Here is a 23,586-nt window from a genome sequence, read left to right as displayed (position 1 = left end):
AGCCATTTCGAATTTAGGAAGATTTTACATCGTTAATAGCCATTATATGAAACATTATAGCACCTTTTTTTCGAACTTCATGTAACATTTATACACTTTAAGTCTGCATTTTTGACAATTTTATATCGTTCTCGGTGTCGGTATGTGTTAAGCTTATTCCACAATTAGGTTATTTTCTTGTAAGTTCTTAATTTCGCTGTTAAATGTCGATCTTGATAGATGACAATAAGAGGCTAATTTACGCTTTGAAAACAAATCAAATATTTCGATGTTGGGTTGCTGCAGTTCATCTTGCATCACTTTATTGACATATTCTAAATTTGTTAAGATGTTATCTTGTTTTCTTGGCTTCGTACTTTCATACAAAAACTTGCTTAAATTTTTATCCAGCTTATCGGACAGCCATTCCATGTATACAGGCTTCATCGTTGCATAATTTAAGAAAAACTCTTGATTGAATGAGATAATTTCGGTATAACTATCAATTACAACGCGCATTTGTCTGCTCGAATCGTTGAAATAACTTGGATATACGATATCCTCAGATTGCATGAAAGCAAAAATATGGGCGGTTTTGTCTACTTCGATTTCTATATGCATCATGCCCTTTTGTATAAACAGAATATTATCACGTAGCAATCTTGCCGGTACTACTTTTTTTTTCAGTTAATGTAAGCCACTGAACCCAGTTTTCTTTTAATTTTTGTTGGTTCAATGTTGTGACCATTTCTTTCTCTAATTTATCCATTGCCTTGTCCCCCTTCTAACTCCCGTCAATGTACTATCACATTATATCTTTTTTCTAATACCAACGTGTGTAACTTTTATTCGGTCGTTCCTTTTTTTATTGACGAATTTATCACATTTAGCTACTTTTATCGCATTTCTAGTTCTAATGTACGTAATAAATTCATTCCTAAATCTGTTATAAAGTAACGTTTCCCTGCTTTTTCTACATTTTGTTTGCGTAAAATAAATTCTTGATTTTCTAACCAGTACAGTGTATACAATAGTCTATTGCGGCTTATGTGAACACTAAGGTTGTACTCCCGCGCTATTTCCAAAGACATAAAGGAAAACTTAGGGTCCTCGACTGCCTTTAGTACTTCAAACACTTCTGTGTTATCTGGTATGTCGTACACTTCTTAGACACCTCCGTATCTACTTTTTTAGTTATCAAGCAAGATACACCTTAGTTTACCAGAAAGTTGGCCTTCGCCTATGTAGAAAATACACATTTTTTTATGTAAGATATAACAAATTCCCTACTTTTTATGGCAAAAACGAGAAAAATGACGAGATTCTTAATTTCTCCTCACAATTCTACTATGAAATCCTCATTTTTCAGGACTATAATTAGATTATAAATTCTTAGGAGTGATCGTAATGACAAATCAAACGCTTGCTATCTTAGAAGATTTAATGCAAAATACCCCAAATTCAACCTGGATTACTATCGAAAAAGTGAATCAAAAAAGCGTCATTGATAATCGGAAATTATATAGTGATTTTTTAATCATTTTGGAAGGTACACTTCACTTGGAAAATAGGAATTCTCAAATTCTACATTTTTTCACTAATAGTCATATTATCTATCATTCGCCGTTTAATCTCGGTATTGAAAATCAACTAAAAATTATAGCAAATACGGACATGGAAGTAGCGTTTGTTAACCGTGAATTCTTCTTGAATTTTGCTGCTAATAAGCCTTCTTATATGGAATGGTTGCTTGCTTCTGTATTGCGAAATTCCTCTGGTCTATGTTTTGAATTAATGAAACATGATTTACCAACAGAGCCTCGCATTACTTACACATTGCAAAGCTTCTGTGATACTTTGGATTTAGCGAGCGATGACGAGGATGAGTATGTCGAAATTCCGTCGTACCTTAATAAGAGCAAGCTTGCGAATTACGGCAACGTCTCTCGAAAAAATCTAAATGAGAAACTTGATATTTTAGAAGAGAAGGATAGAGTAAAACGGACAGCAAATAAATTGTATATTAGAGTGGCAAATTTGTAAACATAAAATGAATAAAGCAACTTTCAATACAATCAGAAAAGGATAGCATGTATGTTGGTTCCCCAATCAACGTACATGCTATCCTTCTCCTCTTCTCCAAAAAAAGAATTGTTAGGTTACTAAAAAAATGAAAGGTTGTCACAAAGCAGCGTACGAGAAGCACTGCTTTGGACAATTCCATTATACCATCTAAATAGGTTAATTTTTATGTCTATTTTCCGAAAATACCGCTACGAGAGTGTAATAAACTGTATTATTTACCCACATTTATCGTTACTCCTCGCAATCATGTAAAAACTATCGACTTATTGGGCATTTCTTTACGAGAAGAAGGAAATGCCGTAGGTCGATAGTTTTTTACTTACTGGTTATCGTGTATGTTTCTAGGTGTTCTGCTAATTATTTTACAGTAACTGTTTGACGTGTTAGTTCTCTACCTGCGCCGTCTAAGCCTACTAATACGTAATTGCCTGTTTTAGATGTAATCGTGCTTTTTGCGTAGTAAGAGAATGCGCCATCTTTTACGAATGCTGTTGATTTCGCAACGCCGTTTACTAGCAGTTGGACTTTCGCTACGTCACCTGTTGCTTTTCCTGTTAGGTAGCTGTCGCCTAGTGTATATGGGTCGATTGCTAATGTGCCTGCTGTTTGGGTTAATTTCACGTTTGTGCGGTCTAGTTCTTTGCCTTTGGCATCATACGTAATCATTGTTACGACATCATTGATAGATGTAACGTTGCTTCCTGCATAATATTTGTATGAGCCGTCAGCGTCTACGGCACGTTGTGCTGGTATTAGTTTACCATTCACCATCATTTTCACGACTACTGCGTCGCCTGTTGTTGTTCCATAGATGTATTTATCATTGCCACCTAATAGATAGTCTTGGGCTGTTATTGTTCCTGCTGTTGGTACTTCTGCTTTTTTCACGTTGACTGTTTTGCGGTCTAGTTCTTTACCGTTAACATCGTATGCGACTACTGTTACAGCGTCGTTGACAGAAGAAATTTTGCTACCTGCATAGTATTGATAATTCCCTCCGGATACGGAAATACGTGTACCTTCCTTACCGTTGACAATCATGCTTACTTTGGCTACATCACCAGTGAATGTTCCACGCACATAGTTGTCGCCATCACCAATTGCAAAGTCATTTGCTGTGATTGTTCCTGATGTGTTGTCTGCTGCTTTTTGTACAGCTACTTTAACGCGTGCCATTTCAAGTCCACTCGCATCGTAAAGAACGGCATAGACATCATCGTTGACTGATGTAATGTAATGGCTAGCATAGTAACGGTAGCTTCCACCTGAGATAGAGATGTTGTTTAGTTGTTTACCGTTCACAAGTAGACCTACTTTGGCTGCTTTCCCTGTGTAGCTGCCTTGTACATAACCGTCTTGACCAATGGTAAATGTTTTTGCTGTGATAGTTCCTACTTCTGCTTGGTTATTCTTCACGTTCACGTTCGCGCGGTCTAGTTCTTTGCCATTTTTGTCATAGGCCACGATAGCTACTGCATCATTGACAGATGTAATTTTACCGGCTACATAGTATTGGTAGTTGCTTGGGCTTTGTACGTTTCTTGGGCTGTATACTTTGCCGTTGATGATCATTTTAATGCTTGCTACATCGCCTGTGATTGCGCCTTTGATGTAACCGTCTTTACCGATAGTGAAGTCGCTTGCTGTGATTGTTCCTGATGTTGGTGCTTCTTTGACTGTGACTGTGATTGTTTTTGTGCCTATGTTGCCTGCTGCATCGCTAACAGAGTACGTTACGCTGTATGTGCCGGCTTTCGATGTATCTACGTTGTTGCTTGTTACCGTAATTTTGCTTGTGATGTTGCCATCTTTGTTGTCACTTGCTGTTACGCCTGCTTTTGGATCAAAGCTATCGCCTACTGTTAGGGTTTTGTTGCTTGCTGTGATGACTGGTTTCGTTGTGTCTGGTGCTTCTTTAACTGTTACTGTGATTGTTTTTGTTGCTACGTTGCCTGCTGCGTCAGTAACAGAGTAAGATACGCTGTATGTGCCTACTTTGCTTGTGTCTACGTTGTTGCTTGTTACGGCAATTTTACTTGTGATGTCACCGTCTAGGTCATCGCTTGCTGTTACGCCGGCTTTTGGATTAAAGTTGTCGCCTACTGTTAATGTTTGGTTGCTTGCTGTGATGACTGGTTTTGTTGCGTCTACTACAGTTGTTCTATAAGTTGCGGTTTGATTGTATGTGTACCATACTTTGAGTTTTGTACCTGATGCTAGTGGGCTTCCTAGTTTCAATACATATGTGCCTGTTGCATCAAATGTGAAACGTGCACCAAGTTTAACGCCTGTTTCGTCGTTAAATAGACGTCCTTGGGAGCCTGCTTTACCGTGCATAACCACTTGTGTATCAGTGGATTTTACTGTGTCGATAGAAAGTTGTCTGTAGACTGTAACTGTTAATTGTTTTTGTTGCTACGTTACCTGCGGCATCTGTTACGGAATAAGTAACATTGTATGTGCCTGCTTTCGATGTATCTACGTTGTTGCTTGTTACAACAATTTTGTTTGTGATATCGCCGTCTGTATCATCGCTTGCTGTTACGCCTGCTTTTGGATTAAAGCTTGTGCCTTCTTGTAGGGATAAATTGCTTGCTGTGATGACCGGGCTAGTTGTATCTGGTGCTGGTGCTGCTGTTACTGTAGTTTGCGCATTGTTTGATTGGCCTCCTGCAGGAAACTCGTCATTATCGACTGGGTTGTAGTCTTTGTAAACATAGATTACTGCTCCTTCTGGTTGCTTTGGAATCGTTGCTGAATAATTTTCATCTGCACCTGAATATGCTTCTAATGTTGTTCCATCTGCTAATGTAATCATTGCGCCAGAGTATGGTGGTATAAGGCCTGATACCGTTGTAGAATCCGTTGTTAATGGATTAACTGTAGTGCCACCAAAGTGATAGACTCCATCGCTTGCTGTTACAGAGCGAACGATAGCTCCCAGACTATGATCAGTGCCTAGATCTATTTGAACGATGGCGTTTTCTGGAACTTGCGGAATTGCTACAGAAAATGCGCCTGTTACGCTATCTGCTACAGTCGATACTGAGAATTTCGGAGTACCCATTATTACTCCATCGTTACTATGTACCGTAACCATCTCACCTGGGTGTACATATCCGGAAATTGTTTTTGAATCTGGGTGTACAACGGAAATTTTGCGATCTCCGAGTCTAGGTATGGTTGTATAGTATTGTGTTGCTGTCGCTTGTGTTGCTTGTGTTTTTGATGTTATTTCTGCTGCGAATACGTTATAAGGAATAGTTGTTGCTATTTGGCTTGCTACAACGGCTGTTGTTAGCGCCCCTACTGCCATTTTTTTTTACTAGTTTGTTTTTCATGTTTTATGCTCTCCTTTAATGTATGAAAGGAAGTGTTAGCGCAGAAGCGCTAACACTTCTCTAACATTTTTTGTCTCTTTATTGTTCTATTTGCCTTTTGATTGCGGGTAGATTATTGTACAGTAACTGTTTGACGTGTTAGTTCTCTACCTGTACCGTCTAAACCTACTAATACATAGTTACCTGTTTTAGATGTAATCGTGCTCTTCGCATAGTAAGAGAATGCGCCATCTTTTACAAATGCTGTTGATTTTGCAACACCGTCTACTAGTAGTTGGACTTTCGCTACGTCACCTGTTGCTGTTCCTGTTAGGTAGCTGTCGCCTAGTGTATATGGGTTGATTGCTAATGTGCCTGCTGTTTGCGTTAATTTTACGTCAGTGCGGTCTAGTTCTTTGCCTTTGGCATCATACGTAATCATTGTTACGACATCGTTAATAGATGTAATTTTATCGCCTGCATAATATTTGTATGAACCGTCAGCGTCTACGGCACGTTGTGCTGGTACTAATGCACCGTTCACCATCATTTTCACGACTACTGCGTCGCCTGTTGTTGTTCCATAGATGTATTTGTCATAACCACCTACAAGGTAATCTTGAGCTGTGATTGTTCCTGCTGTTGGTACTTCTGCTTTTTTCACGTTAACTGTTGTGCGGTCTAGTTCTTTTCCTTGGGCATCGTAAGCTACTACAGTTACGTTGTCGTTAAGAGAAGCGATTTTGCTACCTACATAGTATTGGTAGTTAACGCCAGATACAGAAATGCGTGAACCTTCTTTACCATTGATGATTGTGCTTACTTTCGCTACATCGCCTGAAATCGTTCCGCGTACATAGCTGTCGCCATCGCCGATTGTGAAATCTTTAGCTGTAACTGTTCCTGATGTGTTGTCTGCTGCTTTTTGTACGTTTACTTTAACGCGTGCCATTTCAAGACCGTCTGCATCGTAAAGTACAGCGTATACGTCGTCGTTCGCAGATGTGATGTAACGACCTGCGTAGTAACGGTAGCTTCCACCTGAGATAGAGATGTTGTTTAGTTCTTTACCGTTTACAAGTAGGCCTACTTTGGCTGCTTTCCCTGTGTAGCTACCTTGTACATAACCGTCTTGACCAATGGTGAATGTTTTCGCTGTGATAGTTCCTACTTCTGCTTGGTTATTGTTCACGTTCACGTTTGCGCGGTCTAGTTCTTTGCCATTTTTGTCATACGCAACGATAGTTACGGCATCGTTGACAGATGTAATTTGACCAGCGACATAGTATTGGTAGTTGCTTGGGCTTTGTACGTTTCTTGGGCTGTATACTTTACCGTTGATGATCATTTTGATGCTTGCTACATCGCCTGTGATAGCGCCTTTGATGTAACCGTCTTTACCGATAGTGAAGTCGTTTGCTGTGATTGTTCCAGATGTTGGTGCATCATTGACTGTTACTGTGATTGTTTTTGTGCCTACGTTGCCTGCGGCATCGCTAACAGAGTATGTTACGCTGTATGTGCCGGCTTTCGATGTGTCTACGTTGTTGCTTGTTACAGCAATTTTGCTTGTAATGTTGCCATCTTTGTTGTCGCTTGCTGTTACGCCTGCTTTTGGATCAAAGCTGTCGCCTACTGTTAGGGTTTTGTTGCTTGCTGTGATCACTGGTTTGATTGTGTCTGGGGCTTCGTTTACTGTTACTGTGATTGTTTTTGTGCCTACGTTGCCTGCTGCGTCCGTAACATAGTATGTTACGCTGTATGTGCCGGCTTTCGATGTGTCTACGTTGTTGCTTGTTACAGCAATTTTGTTGGTGATGTTACCGTCTGTGTCATCGCTTGCTGTTACGCCTGCTTTTGGATCAAAGCTGTCGCCTACTGTTAGGGTTTTGTTGCTTGCTGTGATCACTGGTTTTGTTGTGTCTGGTGCTATTACAGTAGTTTTTACATCTAATGATTCAGAACCATTATCATACTTGTCATTATGCATTGGATTGTAGAAGTTATCCACCTCAATTACTGCTCCTGCTGGCTGTTTCGGAATCGTTGCCGAATATCTGCCGTCCGCACCTGAGTATGCTTGTAAAGATGATCCGTCTGCCAATGTAATCCACGCGCCGCCAAATGGTGTTACAATACCAGATATTGTTGTTGAATTTGTTGTTAGCGGGTCAATTGTAGTACCGCCGAAATGATAAACCCCATCACTGGCTGTTACAGAGCGTAGTTTAAGACCGTTCTTTGGTCGATTACTCATTTCTACATTGACTACAGCATTTTCTGGTATTTTAGGGATGTTTACCGAGAAGGCACCTGTTGTGCTATTCCCTACTGCCGATACTTTAAATGATGGCGAGCCTACTACCTCTGCACCCGAGTAGTCATCACTATAGAATTCTATTGTTTCGCCTGGTTGTACATAGCCTGAAATCGTTGTAGAGTCTGGATGTATAATGGAAATTTGGCGACCGTCCAATCCACCTATGGTTGTATAATACTGAGTTGCGGTTGCTTGTGTTGCTTGTGTTTGTGGTGCTGTTTCTGCTGCGAATACGTTGTAAGGGATTGTTGTTGCTAATTGGCTTGCTACAACGGCTGTTGTTAGTGCCCCTACTGCCACTTTCTTCATTAGTTTGTTTTTCATGTTTTATGTTCTCCTTTTTTTGTGTGTTTGAATGGATAAAGTCCTCATTTGGTTATTTTTCATTCCTCTCTATCCATAGTGCTTCGATTCCCCTGTAATATCGCAAGGCTTTGAGTAGAATAGATAACACTTTTTTCGATTATGTTGTGGCATCAATAAAATAATTGATTAATCTTAAAAGTATATTTATTCCAACAAAAAGGAAATGCTTTATTACTTTACAAATTAAATGGTAGAAGTATATCTGCTAGCCTATTGCTTTCGTTGATATGATGTCTATACCTCTGTGTCATTTTCTTTGTTATTCATCGAAAACCGGAATGACAAGTCATAGTATATACTACTTTTTTGATAAAACTGTGTGTTTTTTACACATTAATCTGGGTTTATTTTGTATATTTTGTTAAGCGCAAAAAATGGGAGTGCCGCTTCTCATGTTAGCAAGCATTGGTTCTCCTACCTTAGTTTTCAAAACGGTATATATTTCCTTCGGAAAAACTTGTCATTTTTTACTAAGAGGATCGCATTATTAAAAGAGGAAATTTTTGATAATGCTTTTTCTATAATTGATAAGTTGGAGCTTTTTTGCTACTAGACATACATTGCATTAAGAAATAACTGTAGCTAATGGAATGCTTATCGTTATTTCTATAATGGCTAGATTGATACGTACGTTCTCCTTTCCTCTTATTAACTAAACAAAACTTGACTGCCACATTCTTTTCCATCGTGTGCTGTTATTGTTATGACTAATTTTTTGGAAAAACAAAACGTCAGACAATAATTATTTGAGTCAAACTTAAAGAATGTGTCACTAAGTATACACTAGGATTTTCTTTTTGATGGGCGCCTTTTATGCACCTTTCCAGTTTTTTTTTTACAAATCTGTGACATATTGGATTAGATTGGCGTTTATTGCCGTAGCTGCGCATTTTTTACCAAATAGTCTGTTTTGATACATAGAAAAAAAAGACCAGCGCATAGAAAAGGATACCTTTCTACGTGTTGGTCTCTTCGCCTTGTTACTAGTCGGCTTTCTTCGTTTGCTTGAATAGCCATCTTCCGCCAAGTCCGATGCAGATGAGGCCAATGATAATCCACCACAAGCTCGTATTTGTATCGCCAGTTTCTGGTAGTGTGTTGGCTTGTTGTGTGTCGATTACTGCTTGATTGGATGTCAGGTTGCTATGGTTGGTGCCAGTTCCACTATTACTTCCTTGACCACCGTTTTGTCCGTGATCCGTTGGGGTCGGAGGAACTGGTGGAGTTGGTGGGGTTGGCGGATTATTGTCCATTGGCTTGTTTACAGCTTCTAATTGGATAATTGCTGGTTTGTCGTTGTTTTCGGCTGTGATTTCGAATGGGATTTTTGCTTTGTTTAACAGGTAACCTTGTGGTGCTTTTGTTTCTTGGAAGTAGTAGCTACCTGGAGCTAGATGGTCTTTTTTGATGATCCCGGCTTTGTCTGTTGTGAGTTGGTCGTCTACAAGTGTGCCATCTGCTTGGTATAATGCGTATTTGGCACCTGCTAGTGTGTTATTGTTTGGGTCTTTCTTGGTTAGTTGGACACTGCCTTGGTAATTGATAAGGGCTCCTAATTGAATGGTTTCTGGCTTTCCTGCTTGTTGTTCTGGAATGGTGAATGGAACGGGAGCCGTATTTTTAATGTAGCCGCGTGGTGCTCTTAGTTCTACTAGTTGATAGTCTCCGGGAGCTAGATTGGCTACTTCTATATGCCCGTCTCTTCCGGATACGACGCGTTTAACGACGATTTGATTTTGGTCTTTTACTTCAAAAATTGCTCCTGCTAGGCTTTTGCCTGTGTCGTCTTGTTTGATGGCTTCTATGCTTCCTTGGTAGTTGATGAATGGGTCTAGTGCAACGTCTGGAATTTGGCCTGCGTCATTGGTTGTGATGTCAAATGGTATTGGTGTTGTGTCAACGATATAGCCTGACGGGGCAACCGTTTCGATGAGACGATAGCTGCCTGGCAACAAGCCGTCAATTTCTAGTTTACCAGTGGCATCTGTGATTAGGGGATCTGTCTCGACTGGTATCCACTCGTTATTTAATTGTTGTTCGAGTTGGAACTGAGCACCTGCTAGTACTTCACTGTTTGGTCCTTCTTTTTCTAGGGTGACTTTATTTGGTGTGTTAACAATTTCTATTGGCGTCGCATCTGCTGCAGAGGTGTTTGCGTCAACGGTTACTGTTTTACCTGTTGCCAGTTCGTCACTGATTGTATAGCCTGCGGGTGCTTTGACTTCTTGGAGGATGTAGTCACCATACGGTAGGTTGCCAAATACCAATTCTCCAGTAGCATCCACTGTTCCTTCTCTTAAAACGAGGGCTTTATTTTTATCCCAAAGTTGGAACTGGGCGCCTGTTAATGGCTGTCCTTGAGCGTTTACTTTTTCAAAGGTGATACTTCCGGCCTCGCCAACTGCTGTGCCGGAGCCATTTAGAACGACAATGTCTACACTAGAATTATCGCCGTCGTTGATTGTGACTTCGTTGTTTCCGGAGACAGTGGCGCTATTTGTTACTTTTTGGTTTGGTTCGTCTTTTATAAATACGAAAGCGCGGTATTCAATAATGTAGGAAGAATCGATTTGGTGCAGGAATGCGACTTTCATTTCTTGCTGGCCAGTGACGGGATCGGATTCTATTGTTACAGTGTAGTCCGTGCCTTCTTTTAGCGGTAAATAGGGGCTTTTAACGATTGTGCCATCTGGTTTTACGACTGTGCGATAAACAACGATGGAGTTAGGATCAATGACTTGGTTGGATGATGGTGTGTCTGTGACTACGACATCGTTCATTGTCGACTGACTTGGGTTGACTGTGACGGACCAGTGTACAAAACCATTCTCATCTTGATAACCATTCTTTGTGACAAAATCGCCTCCGTTAGCGACAGAGACTTCGGCTGTCAAATGGTGTTCGGGGTAAGTGTCATTGCTAAATACTGCGTCGTTATCGTAGGTTGGCATCACGATTTGGCCTGCTAAGGATGTTTTAAATTCGACTAAATAGGCTGCTGATTCATCGTTTGGAAAGCGCACTGTCAATGTTTCGTTGTTTGCTTCGGATGGTTCGTCAATGACAAAATCGCCGTAATTGTCTACTTCCGCGCCCTTGACGACTGTGCCGTCTGGTTCTACGGTGTAGTGATAAATTTTAACGGAGTTGTCAACGTATTGCTGATTTCCTTGGATTGGATCAGAAACTTGGGCATTTTTGAGTTCGCCGACATCGTAGTTGATGCCGATTGTCCAGGTGATGCGGGAAGTCGTTGCATTGTAACTGCCGCTTTTAAAGCCATCATATTTGGCTGCGTCGCTAGGGTCGAATGTAGCGCCGTCACTGCTGGAGTGGTCTTGATCAGATCCATCTCTCCAAGTAGTTGTCGCGGTATTCGGGAACGTTCTATCAGGATCGTCTACACCATCCACGCTCGTATTAAAGTCTGTTACGTAGGTGATTTGGAAATTATGATCGGTTCTTGCGTAAGTGCCTATAAACGCTACTGTAAAACGATTGTTTGCTTCATCGTATGTTAACGTGTAATCTTGGTTTTCGACAAGTGTATTGCCGTCTACCATATCTTTCATAACAAAACTACCTGTTTGGAATGTGAGGCCTGGGCTTAGTTGGTCTGTCATTTGCCAGTTTATCATTTCGTAGCGGTTCTGATTAATATCGACTTTCCATGTTACTTCTTTGGTATCATAATCGACATTAGCAATATTTTTGATGACATTTTGTTGTTCGACGCCACCGGATGAGTCACTGCTTTCACCGGAATCAGTTGTCACGGTATTATTAATCGTCAAATTAGAGTCCACAATGCCGTCCATGGAGGTTTTGTAGGTGATTTTAACAGCGTAGTCAATGGGATGTAAAAATTGAATGTCAAATCCAGTCGCTGTTGGAACAATTTCGTAATCTACGCCTTCTACAAGCGGATCACCTTGTATTTCTGTGCCATCTGGGGCAAAGGTTACTTTATATAGTTGGACGGAGCCATCAACGAGCTGCATTTGACTGTTTCCAAATGTATCGTGAATAAGGGCATCATTTGTAGCGATTTCTTTTTCGCCGTAATTGTATTTCACGCTCCATTGGTAGGTTTGGTCACTTGGATTATAGTTGGTTGCTTGTTTTGTTAGAAGTTTACCGTAATAGGCAGTGACAGATGCTTTTGCGGGTAGCTCGGTGCCATCTGCAACTAACGTAGCGCTGTTCTCGAATGCTACATTGCCACCTTTTTCTGGTTTAACGTCATCATCAATTTTTGTCACGTATTTTAGACGGTAAGCATCAGATATTGGGGTGGTGAATGTGACATTGCCGTTTGCATCGACTGTGTAGCCAGATGTGACTAGCTCTTCGCTATCATCATATACTTCGCCTTTTAAATCGACTTGGACTTTGTAAACTTTTACAGATTGATATGTCAAACCTGGTGGGAAATTTTCATTGACGCGTGCTGTATCAATCGTGTCTAGCGCTTTATTAATGTCTACTTGCCAATTAACGTAGTCCGGGTTTACTTCTTTGTCAAAGTAACCACTTTTATCAATTGTGGAATCAACGGTTGGTTTAACATTGACATCAATTTCTGGTAAGTTGTCTTCAAATGGGATTTTGATAGTGATATCGCCAGGTCCGTCGATTTCGTCTTCATTTAGTTGCGTGTCAAATTCGACCGTTCCGTGCACATTGGAATGTTCGTGAACGGCATCTGTGAAGACGAAGGTCACGGTACCGTCTGTGCGGACTTCTACAGTACCATATTCGCCAAGTGAGATGTCTTGGTTTTGTACAATTTTAATCGTATCTGGCATTTCAAAGCGGTAGTAATCTCCTGCGTTAATTTCTGCACCAACGTCATCTGGAATCGCCCAAGTGAAAGCAAAGTGCACTGTATCATTTATTTCAGGATTATCTACTGGATTGCCGTCTGGATCAAAATAGGTGATGTCCATGCCAGTCAAAATCGTAGCGTCTTCATCTGAATAGCCTAACGAAGCAAAAATATCTTTAACATCTTGTGGTTCGTCAGCTGCTAGTTTATTCTGTGTCGCTTCTTTTGATTGTATGGCTGGTTTTTCCGTTGGTTTCTTTGTTTCTTTTGTATTTGCTTTTGGTTCTTGCTTAGTTACATTGTCTTTTGGCTGTTCGGCAGGTTCTTGCGTTTCGGGCTGCTGTTTTTCAGGGGTTTTGGTTAGCGTTACTTCATCTTGTAAATTGCTCGTTTCTGTCGTGAATGTGACTGTGTCTTTTTCTTTCGTTGGTTGCGCTTCTTTATATTTGGTTGTCACGGTAAATGTGATATCTGTATCGGTTTTGGCTGGTAGCTTTATTTGAATGGTATTGTCCGCTATCTGGTATGTAGCAATCTGTTTGTTCTGAGCGTCCAAAATTTGACCATCTTTTTTAACAGACAATGTGACGTTTTCAGATACGTCGATATGCTTTGTTACTTCTGTTGCTTCGGTGTTAGTGATGTGACCATGAATTGTGAAATCATAGGTATTTGCTTGTTCTCCAGATACTTGCTCCATTTTCGATAGTGTCAACGCGTCTTTTGCACCACTATTTTCAGTGTCTACCGCTTTTGATATGTAAGGTGCTACCATCTGCAAAACGAGAAAGCTAATAAGCGTCATAAATAAAATTTTCTTCATAAATCCCCCTCCTCTTCTCTAAAAAAACTATACCCTGATACATATTGGCGAAACCCGTAAAGGTAATATTATTTACATAAAAAACCGAGATTGCGTTCAATGAAGACACATCTCGGCTTTTTTGTTATTTTTGGCGGCGTTCTGGGCTAACCCAGACACCAGTTCCAAATCCTAGTATTGTTTTTACCGCTGGAATGAACGTCATTAATATGGTAACAGCATTCATCATCCAGTAAAAAAGCATGTATAGTGGGGCGAACATAAAGTATTTGATTTTGCGTCCTCTGTCATCAATTACTAAGGAAGCGAGTAGTTGCAAGGCTCCAGCTAACATTTCGAAGCAGACAAATACGAAGGCAACGGCAAGCATGAAGAGGATGTCTGACGTACTTCCGGCAAATAACAAATACAGGAATCGTCCTAAGAATAGAATCGTCGAAATCCAGAAAAAGAACGTCCATAGAATACTAAACGTTTGATCGACAAACAGTGCGGTTCGACCAAGATTTTGAAATGGATGTAAAAAGACGCGACGGAAATTCGTTAGCCACACTTCTGTTCCGCCTTTTGCCCATCTTTTACGTTGCTTGTAAAGCATATTTAGCGTTTCGGGAACTTCCATGAAGAAAATGATATCTGCGGCAAAAATCGAAAGCCAGCCAGAAAACTGATGGTCCCAAGCAATGCTAATATCTTCTGTGGCACGGTCTTGACGGAACATCCCGACATCAATTAAGGCATCTTTACGGTACATGGTATTGGCGCCACTATACGCGTAAATAGTACCAAACACACTCGTTTGCGTTCGTTTTATGATACCAACAATACTTGAGAATTCAACGGTTTGCGATTTCCCGACAAGTGTGGAGCGGTTTTGCACGTCCATATTAGAAGTAATTGCCGCGATGTTACGGGATTCTTTTTGAATAAAGTAATTGACGTATTTCCATAACGCATCCGGTTCGGGAACTGTGTCAGCATCGTTACTCAAGATAAGTTCTCCTTTTGCAAAATTGATGCCGACATTAAAAGCATGCGCCTTGCCTTTATTTTTTTCAATCCGGACAACGCGTAAGTTTTTATATTTTTCCATTAGTCGTGCTAGTATTTCTGGTGTACTGTCTGTAGAACCATCATCGGTTACTAACACTTCGTAGTTCGTATAATTCAGCCGGTTCATCAAATATTCGATTGTATCTTCAATAACAACTTCTTCATTGTGTGCGGGTACCATAATTGTAATAAAAGGCTCAATTTCAGTCGGAATATCAATCCATTCTCGTTGCTTATGTTTAAATACAAAAGTGTAGCAAAAAGCACCGATAAACCAAGCGAATCCACCTAAAATCGGATACGTAAGTAAAATAACAAATAAACAAGTCACTAAAATATTTAGCGTCGGACTGCCTGTTTCTATAATAGTAAGATTCATTGTAATGGCACCCCTTTTTCCTCGTATATATCAGAAATCGTGCTTGTGTCAAGATTCTTTTCTTCAGGGATAGAAGTAAATCGTTGCGTCTCACGAGCAGCCTTACTACCAAAGCGTTCCGTTGCAAATTGATCGATGGCTGCCTTTCTAATTGCTACTTTTTCTTCATTATATGTGACTGTCTTTCCAAGTACTTCTGTATATCTTCTGTTATTTCGATATGTCATCCACACAAATATAATGATTGTCAAACAGGACAAAATGATAAAAAAAAACGCTTAGTATCCGGAACATTCGCAGCACGGTTTGGAAGGCTTCAAATATAATTACTCGCTCACGCATAAACAAAATCGGAAACAAAACCAAGATAAATGGGACAAAAAAGCCAATCCAAGCTAAAACTGTCATTATAATCTGCCTAAGTTTTAATACACCATGCCCTTTTTCAAAAAATTGGTCCTCAATAAATTGTTCATTCATTTCTTCGCGTGTTGCTTTTTGAACCATTGTAATCACACTCCTCTATGTTGGTTCTGTCTAACTTCCCTGTTCCCTTATTTATGTGGTAATAAACTCATTTATAAAGGGCCTAACAGTTGAAAATAGTTATTTATTTATGGTATCTTTACGCAGTCCATCGTTTTATATCTTACATTTCAGGGTAAAATGTTACATATCGATATACTTCAAAACAAAATAGAGAAAAGGGAGCGACAAACATGAAAAAACTATCCATCGCTTTTGTTACATACACAATCATCCTTGGGGTTGCAATTGGAGCGATTGCAGCATTGTTCTTGGCGCTTATTCAAATTTCCATTGATTTTATTTGGACGGAACTGCCAGACCAAATACATGCACCTATTTATTATCCGTTAATCGTTGGCCTGATTGGCGGACTCGCAGTTGGAGCTATTCAAACGAAGCTTGGGCCATTCCCTTATACGATGCACGAAAATATGGCCGAAATGCGCAAAACCGGACGGATTGAATATAAAAATCGGCTACTTTATACAATTTTAGCAGCTTGGGTTATTCTATCGTTCGGGGCGAGCTTAGGTCCAGAGGCGGCGTTAATTGGTATTGTCGGTGGTATCACAACTTGGGTTATCGACCATATGAAGCTGACTGTACAAAGAAAAGAAGAAATGATTAGTCTTGGCGTTGGCGCGATACTTTCTGTTATCTTTCTGGCTCCTTTTAACGGTCTTGCTGAGAATTTAGATGAGGATATGAATAGAAAAAAAAATGCCGAAATGGTCCAAACTTGTGTTATCCATTTTAATTTCAGTGACCGCGCTGGCTTCATTTATTTATATTAAAGGAGCGCTTCCGGTTCCGAAAAGCGTGTTTGCGATTCGCTTGCCAGATACAGACTGGTCTTGGCTTGATGCAGCATTCTATATACCGGTACTAATTGCTGGCCTGCTTTTTGGCATGTACTTCCTATTTGTCCAAAAAATAATTACGAAGTTGCTACAACCGATTTCTAACAAGTGGATACTAGCGCTAATCGGTGGTGCTAGTATAGGCGTATTTGGGATGTTCTCACACTTTTTCTTATTCTCTGGAGAGCATCAGTTAGTCGAATTAACGTCCACCATTGATGAATATTCCGTATTATTCTTGTTGGCTTTAGGTATGTTAAAACCTATTCTAGTCGGACTTTGTATGCAAAGTGGCTGGAAAGGCGGTATGATTTTCCCTGCATTATTCACAAGTTGTGCTATGGGTTACGTGGCTACTTGGTGGTTAGATTCGCCAGTTGCATTCTTGATTACGATTTTTGCAGCGGCTAGTTGTACGAAAATTGTTGGCAGTCCGCTTTTAACAAGCTCGATTTTGTTATTCATTTTCCCGTTACAATTCTTCCCTTTCATTCTAATTACAGCATTTCTTGTTAGTCGTCATTGGTTTAAAAGGACTGCAACAACTGCATGAAATAAAAAATGGCACTCCGGTGCCATTTTTTATTGGAACGAGTAAAATACACAGTTTTTTTCAATTTTTTTCGAATAAATTATCAAATTCTTCATAATTTTAGATATAATTGTATGGTATACTTTTTTTAACAGCTTTTGTTTAGTTCATACGTTAATAGAGATGAGAGGGGATAGTGAACGATGATTAGTCAACTTACATTAGAAGAAAAGAGAGCCATTCCAAAAAAAATTTCACACAAACTTAAACAACCGGGATTTTGACAAGCAGTATGAATTAATTACGGAGAACATCAAATTTTACAAAAATGGACAACTTATTCAGGGCGCTGACAATTTTGTAAACGCGTTACGTTCGATTACTGCTTCTTTTGAGGATGCACAAGTTGCCGATCATGAAATTTATGCTGACGGGAATGTTGCAGTTTCTCGCTATGTTATGTCAGGATCTTTAACGGGCGATATTACATTCCCAGACGGAACAAGCGCATCGAAGACACAGAAGGCATTCACTTATAATTCTGTTGAGTTTTTTGAATTCAATGAAGATGGGCTAGTATATGAAATTCGACAAGTAAATGATTCTGGCTTAACGCCTCAATCCATTGAAGCACAAGTAAAATAACGACACTTAAGAGCCGCCTCTCACTGATTCGCCTCCTAGTAATTAGGACGGAATCTGGTGAGAAGCGGCTTCTTTTATTGTTGATTTTTTAGTTTTTTATTGCGTTCTGCTAATTCCACTAAATACATTTTTTCAAGTTTGTCGGCTTTGTAGAAAAATAATGCGATTCCTGCGATGACAAAACCGATAATTGGTATCCAAATGAAGTTAAATTCGATGGATTGAAGTGCTGCGGCTGTTTGCGTTTTATTGGCTTGGTAACCTCCTGCTGCTAAAATTCCTGCAGTCATGGCGCCCCCGATTCCCATTCCGAATTTTGCACCGAAGCTTGATGCGGATGTTAACAACCCTTGGGCACGAACGCCGCTTTTCCATTCGCCGTAATCGACTGTGTCGGCAAGCATAACGGAAAGAAGTCCTGAAATGAAGCCTGTTCCGAAAGCATTAATGACCACGCCAACGATGATGATTGGAATACTCAAGCTATGTGCCCCAACGCCCATAATCACTTGACCGATAATGGCTAAAATGAGTCCACCGACCATCGTGTTTCGTTTGCCTAGTTTTCCGGCTACGGCTGGAGTCATGAGCAAGGTTAGTAAGGAACCGAATGCTAGCGCCATAATCATTGGTACTAAGTCTTCGCGATTTAAGTTATATTTGAAGAAATACACGGTTGTCTGGTTTTTCATCGTCATGGCCATCCAGTAAATGAAGTTCATCAAAATCATGATAATCCATGGCCAGTTGCGCTTCATTGCTTTAACGCTATCTTTTACGCGCACGACTTTTTGGACATTTTCGATGCGTTCTTTTGTGTTGAAAAATGTGTTAAGTAATAATACGACCGCGATGATGGAAAAAATTAAAATCGTTAGGAAAAATCCTTTTTGGTCGTTGCCTTTTCCTAGTGCTGCTACGATTGGTAGTGTGAATACAGTTACGATAATTTGTCCTAGTGTTCCGCCAAATTGACGTACCGTTCCAAGGACGGTTCTTTCTTTTGGATTGTTGGTTAAGCTTGGTAAAATCGACGTGATTGGCAAGTTTACGCAAGAATATAAAATACCTACTAGAATATAGGTGACGTATGCCCATGCAATCTTGCCGGCGTCACCAAAGCCTGGTGTGGTAAAGGTTAGTACGCACATTAAGCCAAAGGGAATGGCGAACCAAAGGAAGAACGGACGGCTTTTTCCCCATCGTGTGTTGGTGCGGTCGATGAAAATACCAATGATCGGTCCGTCAAAAGCATCGATAACACGCGCAACTAAAAATAAAGTTCCGACTGCTGCGGCACTAATTCCGTATACATCTGTGTAGAAAAACATTAAATAGGTTGAAATTACTTGAAATGCGAGATTACATGCGGTATCACTTAAACCATAACTAATTCTTTCTTTCCACGGCACCATCGCTTTCAATGGTTGTTCTGCCGTCATTCTTCCTGTTGCCTCCATAAAAATTCCACCTTTCTAATGTTCCTATCCGCATCTCTGGAATAGGAACATTAGTTTTTATGATAATTTGATTGTTTTTTCGGTTGTTTCGTAAGTTTTTGTTGCTGGATTGTGTTGTTTGTGCCAAATGATGGTGTATTCTGCTAAGCCTTTTGTTTGGACGGTGACTTCGTTGTTTTTGTTTTGAACATGGATGGTTGCTTTTTGTTGGCCAGTTGTTTGGTAAATGCTTGTGTTTGCTTCTGAACCGTCATTTTCGAAGCCGTAGATGTGAATAGTTGGTTTTTCAGTGTAGTCATATTCGGCGTGATTTTCTTCGGTGCCATGAACGATAATGCTGTTTTCTTTTGCTAAAAGTGGCAGGCTCATGTAGTCGTGGTGCTCAGAAACCCATTGGCCGCCGTCGTACACTTGCTCGGTTAGGATGTTCGTCCATTTTCCTTTTGGAAGGTAGAACTCGGCTTGACCTTGGTCATTAAAAATTGGGGCTACGAGTAGGTTCTCACCTAGCATGTATTGGCGGTCCAGCGTTGCGGCGGCTGGGTCTTCGGTGTATGCTAATACCATTGGACGCATGACTGGAACGCCTTCTTTGTGCGCCGTTACGGCTTGTTTGAACAAGTATGGCATGAGGCGCATTTTTAGTTTTGTAAATTTGCGAGTCACGTCTACTGCTTCTTCGTCGAAAATCCATGGTACGCGATACTCGACGTTTCCGTGGTAGCGACTGTGTGAGGAAAGTAGGCCGAATTGGGTCCAGCGCTTGTAAATATCTGGTGTCGCGCCTTCTTCAAATCCACCGATGTCATGGCTCCAGAAGCTAAATCCGGATAGCATGAACGATAGGCCGCCACGCAATGATTCTGCCATCGAGCTATACGTAGACAAGCAGTCACCGCCCCAGTGTACTGGGAATTTCTGTGAACCCGCTGTTGCGGATCTAGCAAATAGTACGGCTTCTTGCTCGCCTTTCTTCTCTTTTAATAAGTCAAAAACGACTTCGTTATATTGATACGCGTAATAATTGTGCATTTTTTCTGGATCGGAGCCGTCGAAATACTGCACATCGGTCGGGATTCTTTCGCCGAAATCGGTTTTGAAGCAGTCTACGCCCATATCGATTAAAGCGCTTAACTTCGCGCGATACCAAGCACATGCGTCTGGATTTGTGAAATCAACAATGGCTTGACCGCCTTGCCATAAATCCCATTGCCACACGGAACCGTCTCGATTTTTAATGAAATAGCCATGTTCTTTGCCTTCTGCGAATAATGCAGATTTCTGCGCGATGTACGGATTGATCCACACGCAAATTTTGAGACCTTTCGCTTTTAGTTTTGCCAACATTTTCTCTGGTTCGGGGAAAACGCGCTTATCCCACTCGAAATTGCACCATTCGAAATCCTTCATCCAGAAACAATCAAAATGGAAAACGTCTAACGGAATATCGCGCTCTTTCATGCCATCGATAAAGCTGTTCACCGTCTCTTCATTATAATCCGTGCAAAACGATGTACTTAACCAAAGCCCGAATGACCAAGCTGGCGGCAATGCTGGTTTCCCCATCAAATCCGTATACTTCCGCAAAATTTCTTCCATGCTTGGGCCATAAATAAGAATGTATTCCAGTCTTTCGCCCGCTACGCTAAATTGATTTTTAGACACATGCTCGGAGCCTACTTCAAATGATACGTTTTCTGGATGATTCACAAATACGCCGTATCCTTTATTGCTAACGAAAAATGGGACGTTTTTGTAGGACTGGTCACTACTTGTGCCGCCGTCTTTATTCCAAATATCCACGGTTTGTCCGTTTTTCACAAAATTTGTGAAGCGTTCGCCAAGGCCATAAATGTTCTCACCAACGCCTAAGTCAAGCCGTTCTCGTATGTAATTTTGCGATGACGAAGTGATGTAGCCTTGCCCATTCACGTCTGATTTCGTCAAAAATTGGTCTTTTCCGTAAAAGGTTAACGCGTAATTCTCTTTATCGACGACGACTCGCAAATTACCTGAGCTTACCGTAATATCACCGTCTGTTTCGCTAGATTTCAAAGCAATGTGCCCATCTTCTACTGGAAAAGCTGGTGACTTCGGTGCGCTACCGTCGTGATGTGTCAAACGAATCGTCATGACGTCTTCTCGCGGCGAATGGATTTCCGTTGTCATCAAGCCTAGATTTAAGGTGTCGCCACGTGTTTTTAATTTTTTTTAAATGGTGCGTGAATTTTTAGTGAATCCGCTTTCAATTCATAGTCGAATACTTCTTTAGGACTTTGAATCTCGAAGCCTTCTTTTACAAGCCATATACCATCAGTAAATTTCATTTTCGTCCCTCCTAGTTCGTTAGCATAATAAACTAACTAACATCATATTAATACGACAACTTTGTTTTGTCAAGCGCTTTCTTTTCTATTTTGCGCATTGGACAAAGACGGCGTTAACCGCTACAATGAGTAACAGGAGGTGTCGTCATGTTTGCAAACAGGACAGGAATTAGAGAAACAAATGAGCGCACGGTGCTAAGCGTTATCGTTAATGAAGGACCTTTATCACGCGCCAACCTCTCTGAAAAAATTGGCCTTAATAAAGCCAGTGTTTCCGCCATTGTCAAAACACTTATCGCGCAACAGTTAATTCAAGAAGTCGGCATCGGCGAGAGTACCACGCAAGGTGGCCGCAAGCCAATCATGCTAGAACTAAACAAAGCCGCGGGGTTCGCCATCAGCGTTGACATCGGCTACGATTACATAGATACTATGATTCACTATCTCGACGGTTCGACCAAAAATCGGAAACTTCTCCCCTTTCGAACCATCGAAAAAAACACCATTACCGCTGATTTAGTTACGATTATCCAAGAAATTACCGCCAAGCTTCCAAAATCACCTTTTGGCGTCATTGGAATGACTATCGCGATTCATGGTGTCGTGCAAAATAATTGGATTACGTTCACGCCAGCGTATGATTTTGCCGATTTCCCGCTAGCGTCTGAACTCGCACAACATTTTGATTTTCCGATTTTGATTGAAAACGAAGCGAATTTACTCGCACTTAGTGAGCATGCTAAAAATAATACGTACCATAATCTTGTTGGCATCAGCATTCACGCAGGCCTTGGCGCTGGTATCATTATGAACGACACACTTTACACTGGTGAAAACGGGCTTAGCGGTGAGATTGGTCACATGATTGTTCATATTAACGGCAACCCCTGCTCTTGTGGCGGACGTGGTTGTTTGGAAACGTATAGTTCGGAGAAAGTCATTTTAGACGCATTTCGTAACATTTCGGGCAATCCAGAAGCCATTATTCCAGATTTACATCGCGCGTATGTCGCTAATAATCGCCAAGCTATCCAACTCATCGACAGCATGATTGACTACCTCACAATCGCCGTTCACAACACGATTGCGCTTTACAACCCGAAAGTCATTGCAATTCACAGCGAAATCAGCCGACTTATTCCAAGTTTTCCAGAGCAAATCAAAGAACGATTACCACGCCTAACCGCGCAAAATATCGAACTAAAAACCGCCCAACTCGGTGAAGAAGCCATTTTGTTCGGTGCAGCGGTTGTTACGATTTCTAATTTTTTAGAAGTTCCGAAATTCGAATTGAAATGATGGGAGGATAGACGATGAATAAAGCAGATCAAGTGATGGACGGTGTGAGGGACCTGCTAAATAAGATGGGCTGGCTGAACAAGTTCGAGATGGAAGTCCGGCTTGACGGCTACAAAGCCTCGGAGGTCCACTGCATCGAAGCCATTGAAAAAACGACTGACCCTAATGTGACCAAACTAGCGCAGTCCCTCTACATGACCCGAGGCGCCGCCAGCAAAATCACGAAAAAACTCCTAAAAAAAAGGCTACATCGAAAGCTATCAAAAACCTGATAATAAAAAAGAAATCTATTTCCGTCTTACCGAGCACGGCCAAAAGATTTTCAATATCCACGAAGAAGTCCACAAACAATTCCAAGACCGCGACAAAGCGGTGTTTGAGCAAGTGACCGACGAGCAGTATGATATGTTGTTGGCTTTTATGGAGAAGTATAATCAGCATCTTGATGAGGAGATTAGGAAGCAAGGGTTGGATATTAGGTAATGGAGTATATCCTATGCAGACTAACGCACACAGAAATGCCCTCCAATTAAAACAATATAATAAATGTTTGGGTAGGAAAATAAGTTACCGCAACAATTGACCTTGAGCCACATTTAAAAACCAACAAAAAAAGCCTATGAAAATTAATTCAAGGGCTTTTTAGATTGCTTAACTTCAATACGCGGTTAATTAAAATTGGTACTCAAATTTTTCATAATCATAAAATATGATTACATTGACTTTATTATCAAACATTCCAAATACTAGCTTTTGATTTGTTTTAGAATCTTGAAACTCTA

General features: G+C 40.7%; 13 protein-coding genes and 3 pseudogenes. 5 read left to right on the top strand and 11 right to left on the bottom strand.

Features of this window, described 5'->3' with window-relative positions:
- Nucleotides 1–153: 153 nt before the first annotated feature.
- Both PRIP_RS08480 and PRIP_RS08475 read right to left on the bottom strand, forming a co-directional pair.
- Nucleotides 154–603, bottom strand: a complete 450-nt coding sequence (locus PRIP_RS08480; protein WP_149023792.1) for a cyclic nucleotide-binding domain-containing protein — start codon at nucleotides 601–603, stop codon at nucleotides 154–156.
- A gap of 272 nt (nucleotides 604–875) precedes the next feature.
- Nucleotides 876–1,142, bottom strand: a complete 267-nt coding sequence (locus PRIP_RS08475; protein ID WP_036100804.1) for a DUF3116 family protein — start codon at nucleotides 1,140–1,142, stop codon at nucleotides 876–878.
- Nucleotides 1,143–1,386: 244 nt separating this feature from the next.
- On the opposite strand from PRIP_RS08475, the gene PRIP_RS08470 reads away from it, so the two are divergent.
- Nucleotides 1,387–2,022 (top strand): cyclic nucleotide-binding domain-containing protein, encoded by a 636-nt coding sequence (locus tag PRIP_RS08470; protein WP_036100803.1) that lies wholly within the window; start codon nucleotides 1,387–1,389, stop codon nucleotides 2,020–2,022.
- A 399-nt stretch (nucleotides 2,023–2,421) separates the two neighbouring features.
- On the opposite strand, the gene PRIP_RS17960 is transcribed toward PRIP_RS08470, so the two are convergent.
- The 7 genes from PRIP_RS17960 to PRIP_RS17650 form a co-directional block, all read right to left on the bottom strand.
- A complete protein-coding gene (locus PRIP_RS17960; protein ID WP_052008821.1) occupies nucleotides 2,422–4,401 on the bottom strand; it encodes an immunoglobulin-like domain-containing protein in 1,980 nt (659 codons plus the stop codon).
- 13 nt (nucleotides 4,402–4,414) lie between these two features.
- On the bottom strand, nucleotides 4,415–5,380 hold the full coding sequence (locus PRIP_RS16245; RefSeq protein WP_052008820.1) for an immunoglobulin-like domain-containing protein: 966 nt from the start codon (nucleotides 5,378–5,380) through the stop codon (nucleotides 4,415–4,417).
- 137 nt (nucleotides 5,381–5,517) lie between these two features.
- Nucleotides 5,518–8,028: an immunoglobulin-like domain-containing protein gene (locus tag PRIP_RS08455; RefSeq protein WP_036100802.1), complete on the bottom strand. Its 2,511-nt coding sequence runs from the start codon at nucleotides 8,026–8,028 to the stop codon at nucleotides 5,518–5,520.
- Between the two features lie 1,025 nt (nucleotides 8,029–9,053).
- Nucleotides 9,054–13,721 (bottom strand): SpaA isopeptide-forming pilin-related protein, encoded by a 4,668-nt coding sequence (locus tag PRIP_RS08450; RefSeq protein WP_052008819.1) that lies wholly within the window; start codon nucleotides 13,719–13,721, stop codon nucleotides 9,054–9,056.
- Nucleotides 13,722–13,845: 124 nt separating this feature from the next.
- Nucleotides 13,846–15,153: a glycosyltransferase family 2 protein gene (locus tag PRIP_RS08445; protein WP_036100801.1), complete on the bottom strand. Its 1,308-nt coding sequence runs from the start codon at nucleotides 15,151–15,153 to the stop codon at nucleotides 13,846–13,848.
- Nucleotides 15,150–15,380 (bottom strand): hypothetical protein, encoded by a 231-nt coding sequence (locus PRIP_RS17655; RefSeq protein WP_036100800.1) that lies wholly within the window; start codon nucleotides 15,378–15,380, stop codon nucleotides 15,150–15,152. The genes PRIP_RS08445 and PRIP_RS17655 overlap by 4 nt, the downstream gene beginning before the upstream one ends.
- Nucleotides 15,364–15,660 (bottom strand): hypothetical protein, encoded by a 297-nt coding sequence (locus tag PRIP_RS17650; protein WP_036100799.1) that lies wholly within the window; start codon nucleotides 15,658–15,660, stop codon nucleotides 15,364–15,366. Before PRIP_RS17650 ends, PRIP_RS17655 begins: the two co-directional genes overlap by 17 nt.
- Before the next feature lie 212 nt (nucleotides 15,661–15,872).
- Here PRIP_RS17650 and PRIP_RS08430 point away from each other — a divergent pair.
- Nucleotides 15,873–17,094, top strand: a pseudogene (locus PRIP_RS08430) (chloride channel protein).
- A 279-nt stretch (nucleotides 17,095–17,373) separates the two neighbouring features.
- The gene (locus PRIP_RS08425; protein WP_241434136.1) at nucleotides 17,374–17,718 is read left to right on the top strand and encodes a nuclear transport factor 2 family protein; all 345 of its coding nucleotides are present in this window, start codon (nucleotides 17,374–17,376) and stop codon (nucleotides 17,716–17,718) included.
- A gap of 74 nt (nucleotides 17,719–17,792) precedes the next feature.
- Here the strand turns inward: PRIP_RS08425 and PRIP_RS08420 are convergent, their stop codons facing one another.
- On the bottom strand, nucleotides 17,793–19,178 hold the full coding sequence (locus tag PRIP_RS08420; protein WP_036100798.1) for a glycoside-pentoside-hexuronide (GPH):cation symporter: 1,386 nt from the start codon (nucleotides 19,176–19,178) through the stop codon (nucleotides 17,793–17,795).
- Between the two features lie 57 nt (nucleotides 19,179–19,235).
- Nucleotides 19,236–21,505: pseudogene (yicI, locus tag PRIP_RS08415) on the bottom strand (alpha-xylosidase).
- A gap of 147 nt (nucleotides 21,506–21,652) precedes the next feature.
- On the opposite strand from yicI, the gene PRIP_RS08410 reads away from it, so the two are divergent.
- The gene (locus PRIP_RS08410; RefSeq protein WP_036100797.1) at nucleotides 21,653–22,804 is read left to right on the top strand and encodes an ROK family transcriptional regulator; all 1,152 of its coding nucleotides are present in this window, start codon (nucleotides 21,653–21,655) and stop codon (nucleotides 22,802–22,804) included.
- 14 nt (nucleotides 22,805–22,818) lie between these two features.
- Nucleotides 22,819–23,287: pseudogene (locus tag PRIP_RS08405) on the top strand (MarR family transcriptional regulator).
- The last annotated feature ends 299 nt before the right edge of the window (nucleotides 23,288–23,586 follow it).

It is taken from the genome of Paenilisteria riparia FSL S10-1204 (assembly GCF_000525995.1).
GTDB lineage: Bacteria > Bacillota > Bacilli > Lactobacillales > Listeriaceae > Listeria_A > Listeria_A riparia.
The sequence above is the reverse complement of the archived record's forward strand: the minus strand, read 5'-3'. Positions and strand labels throughout refer to the sequence as shown.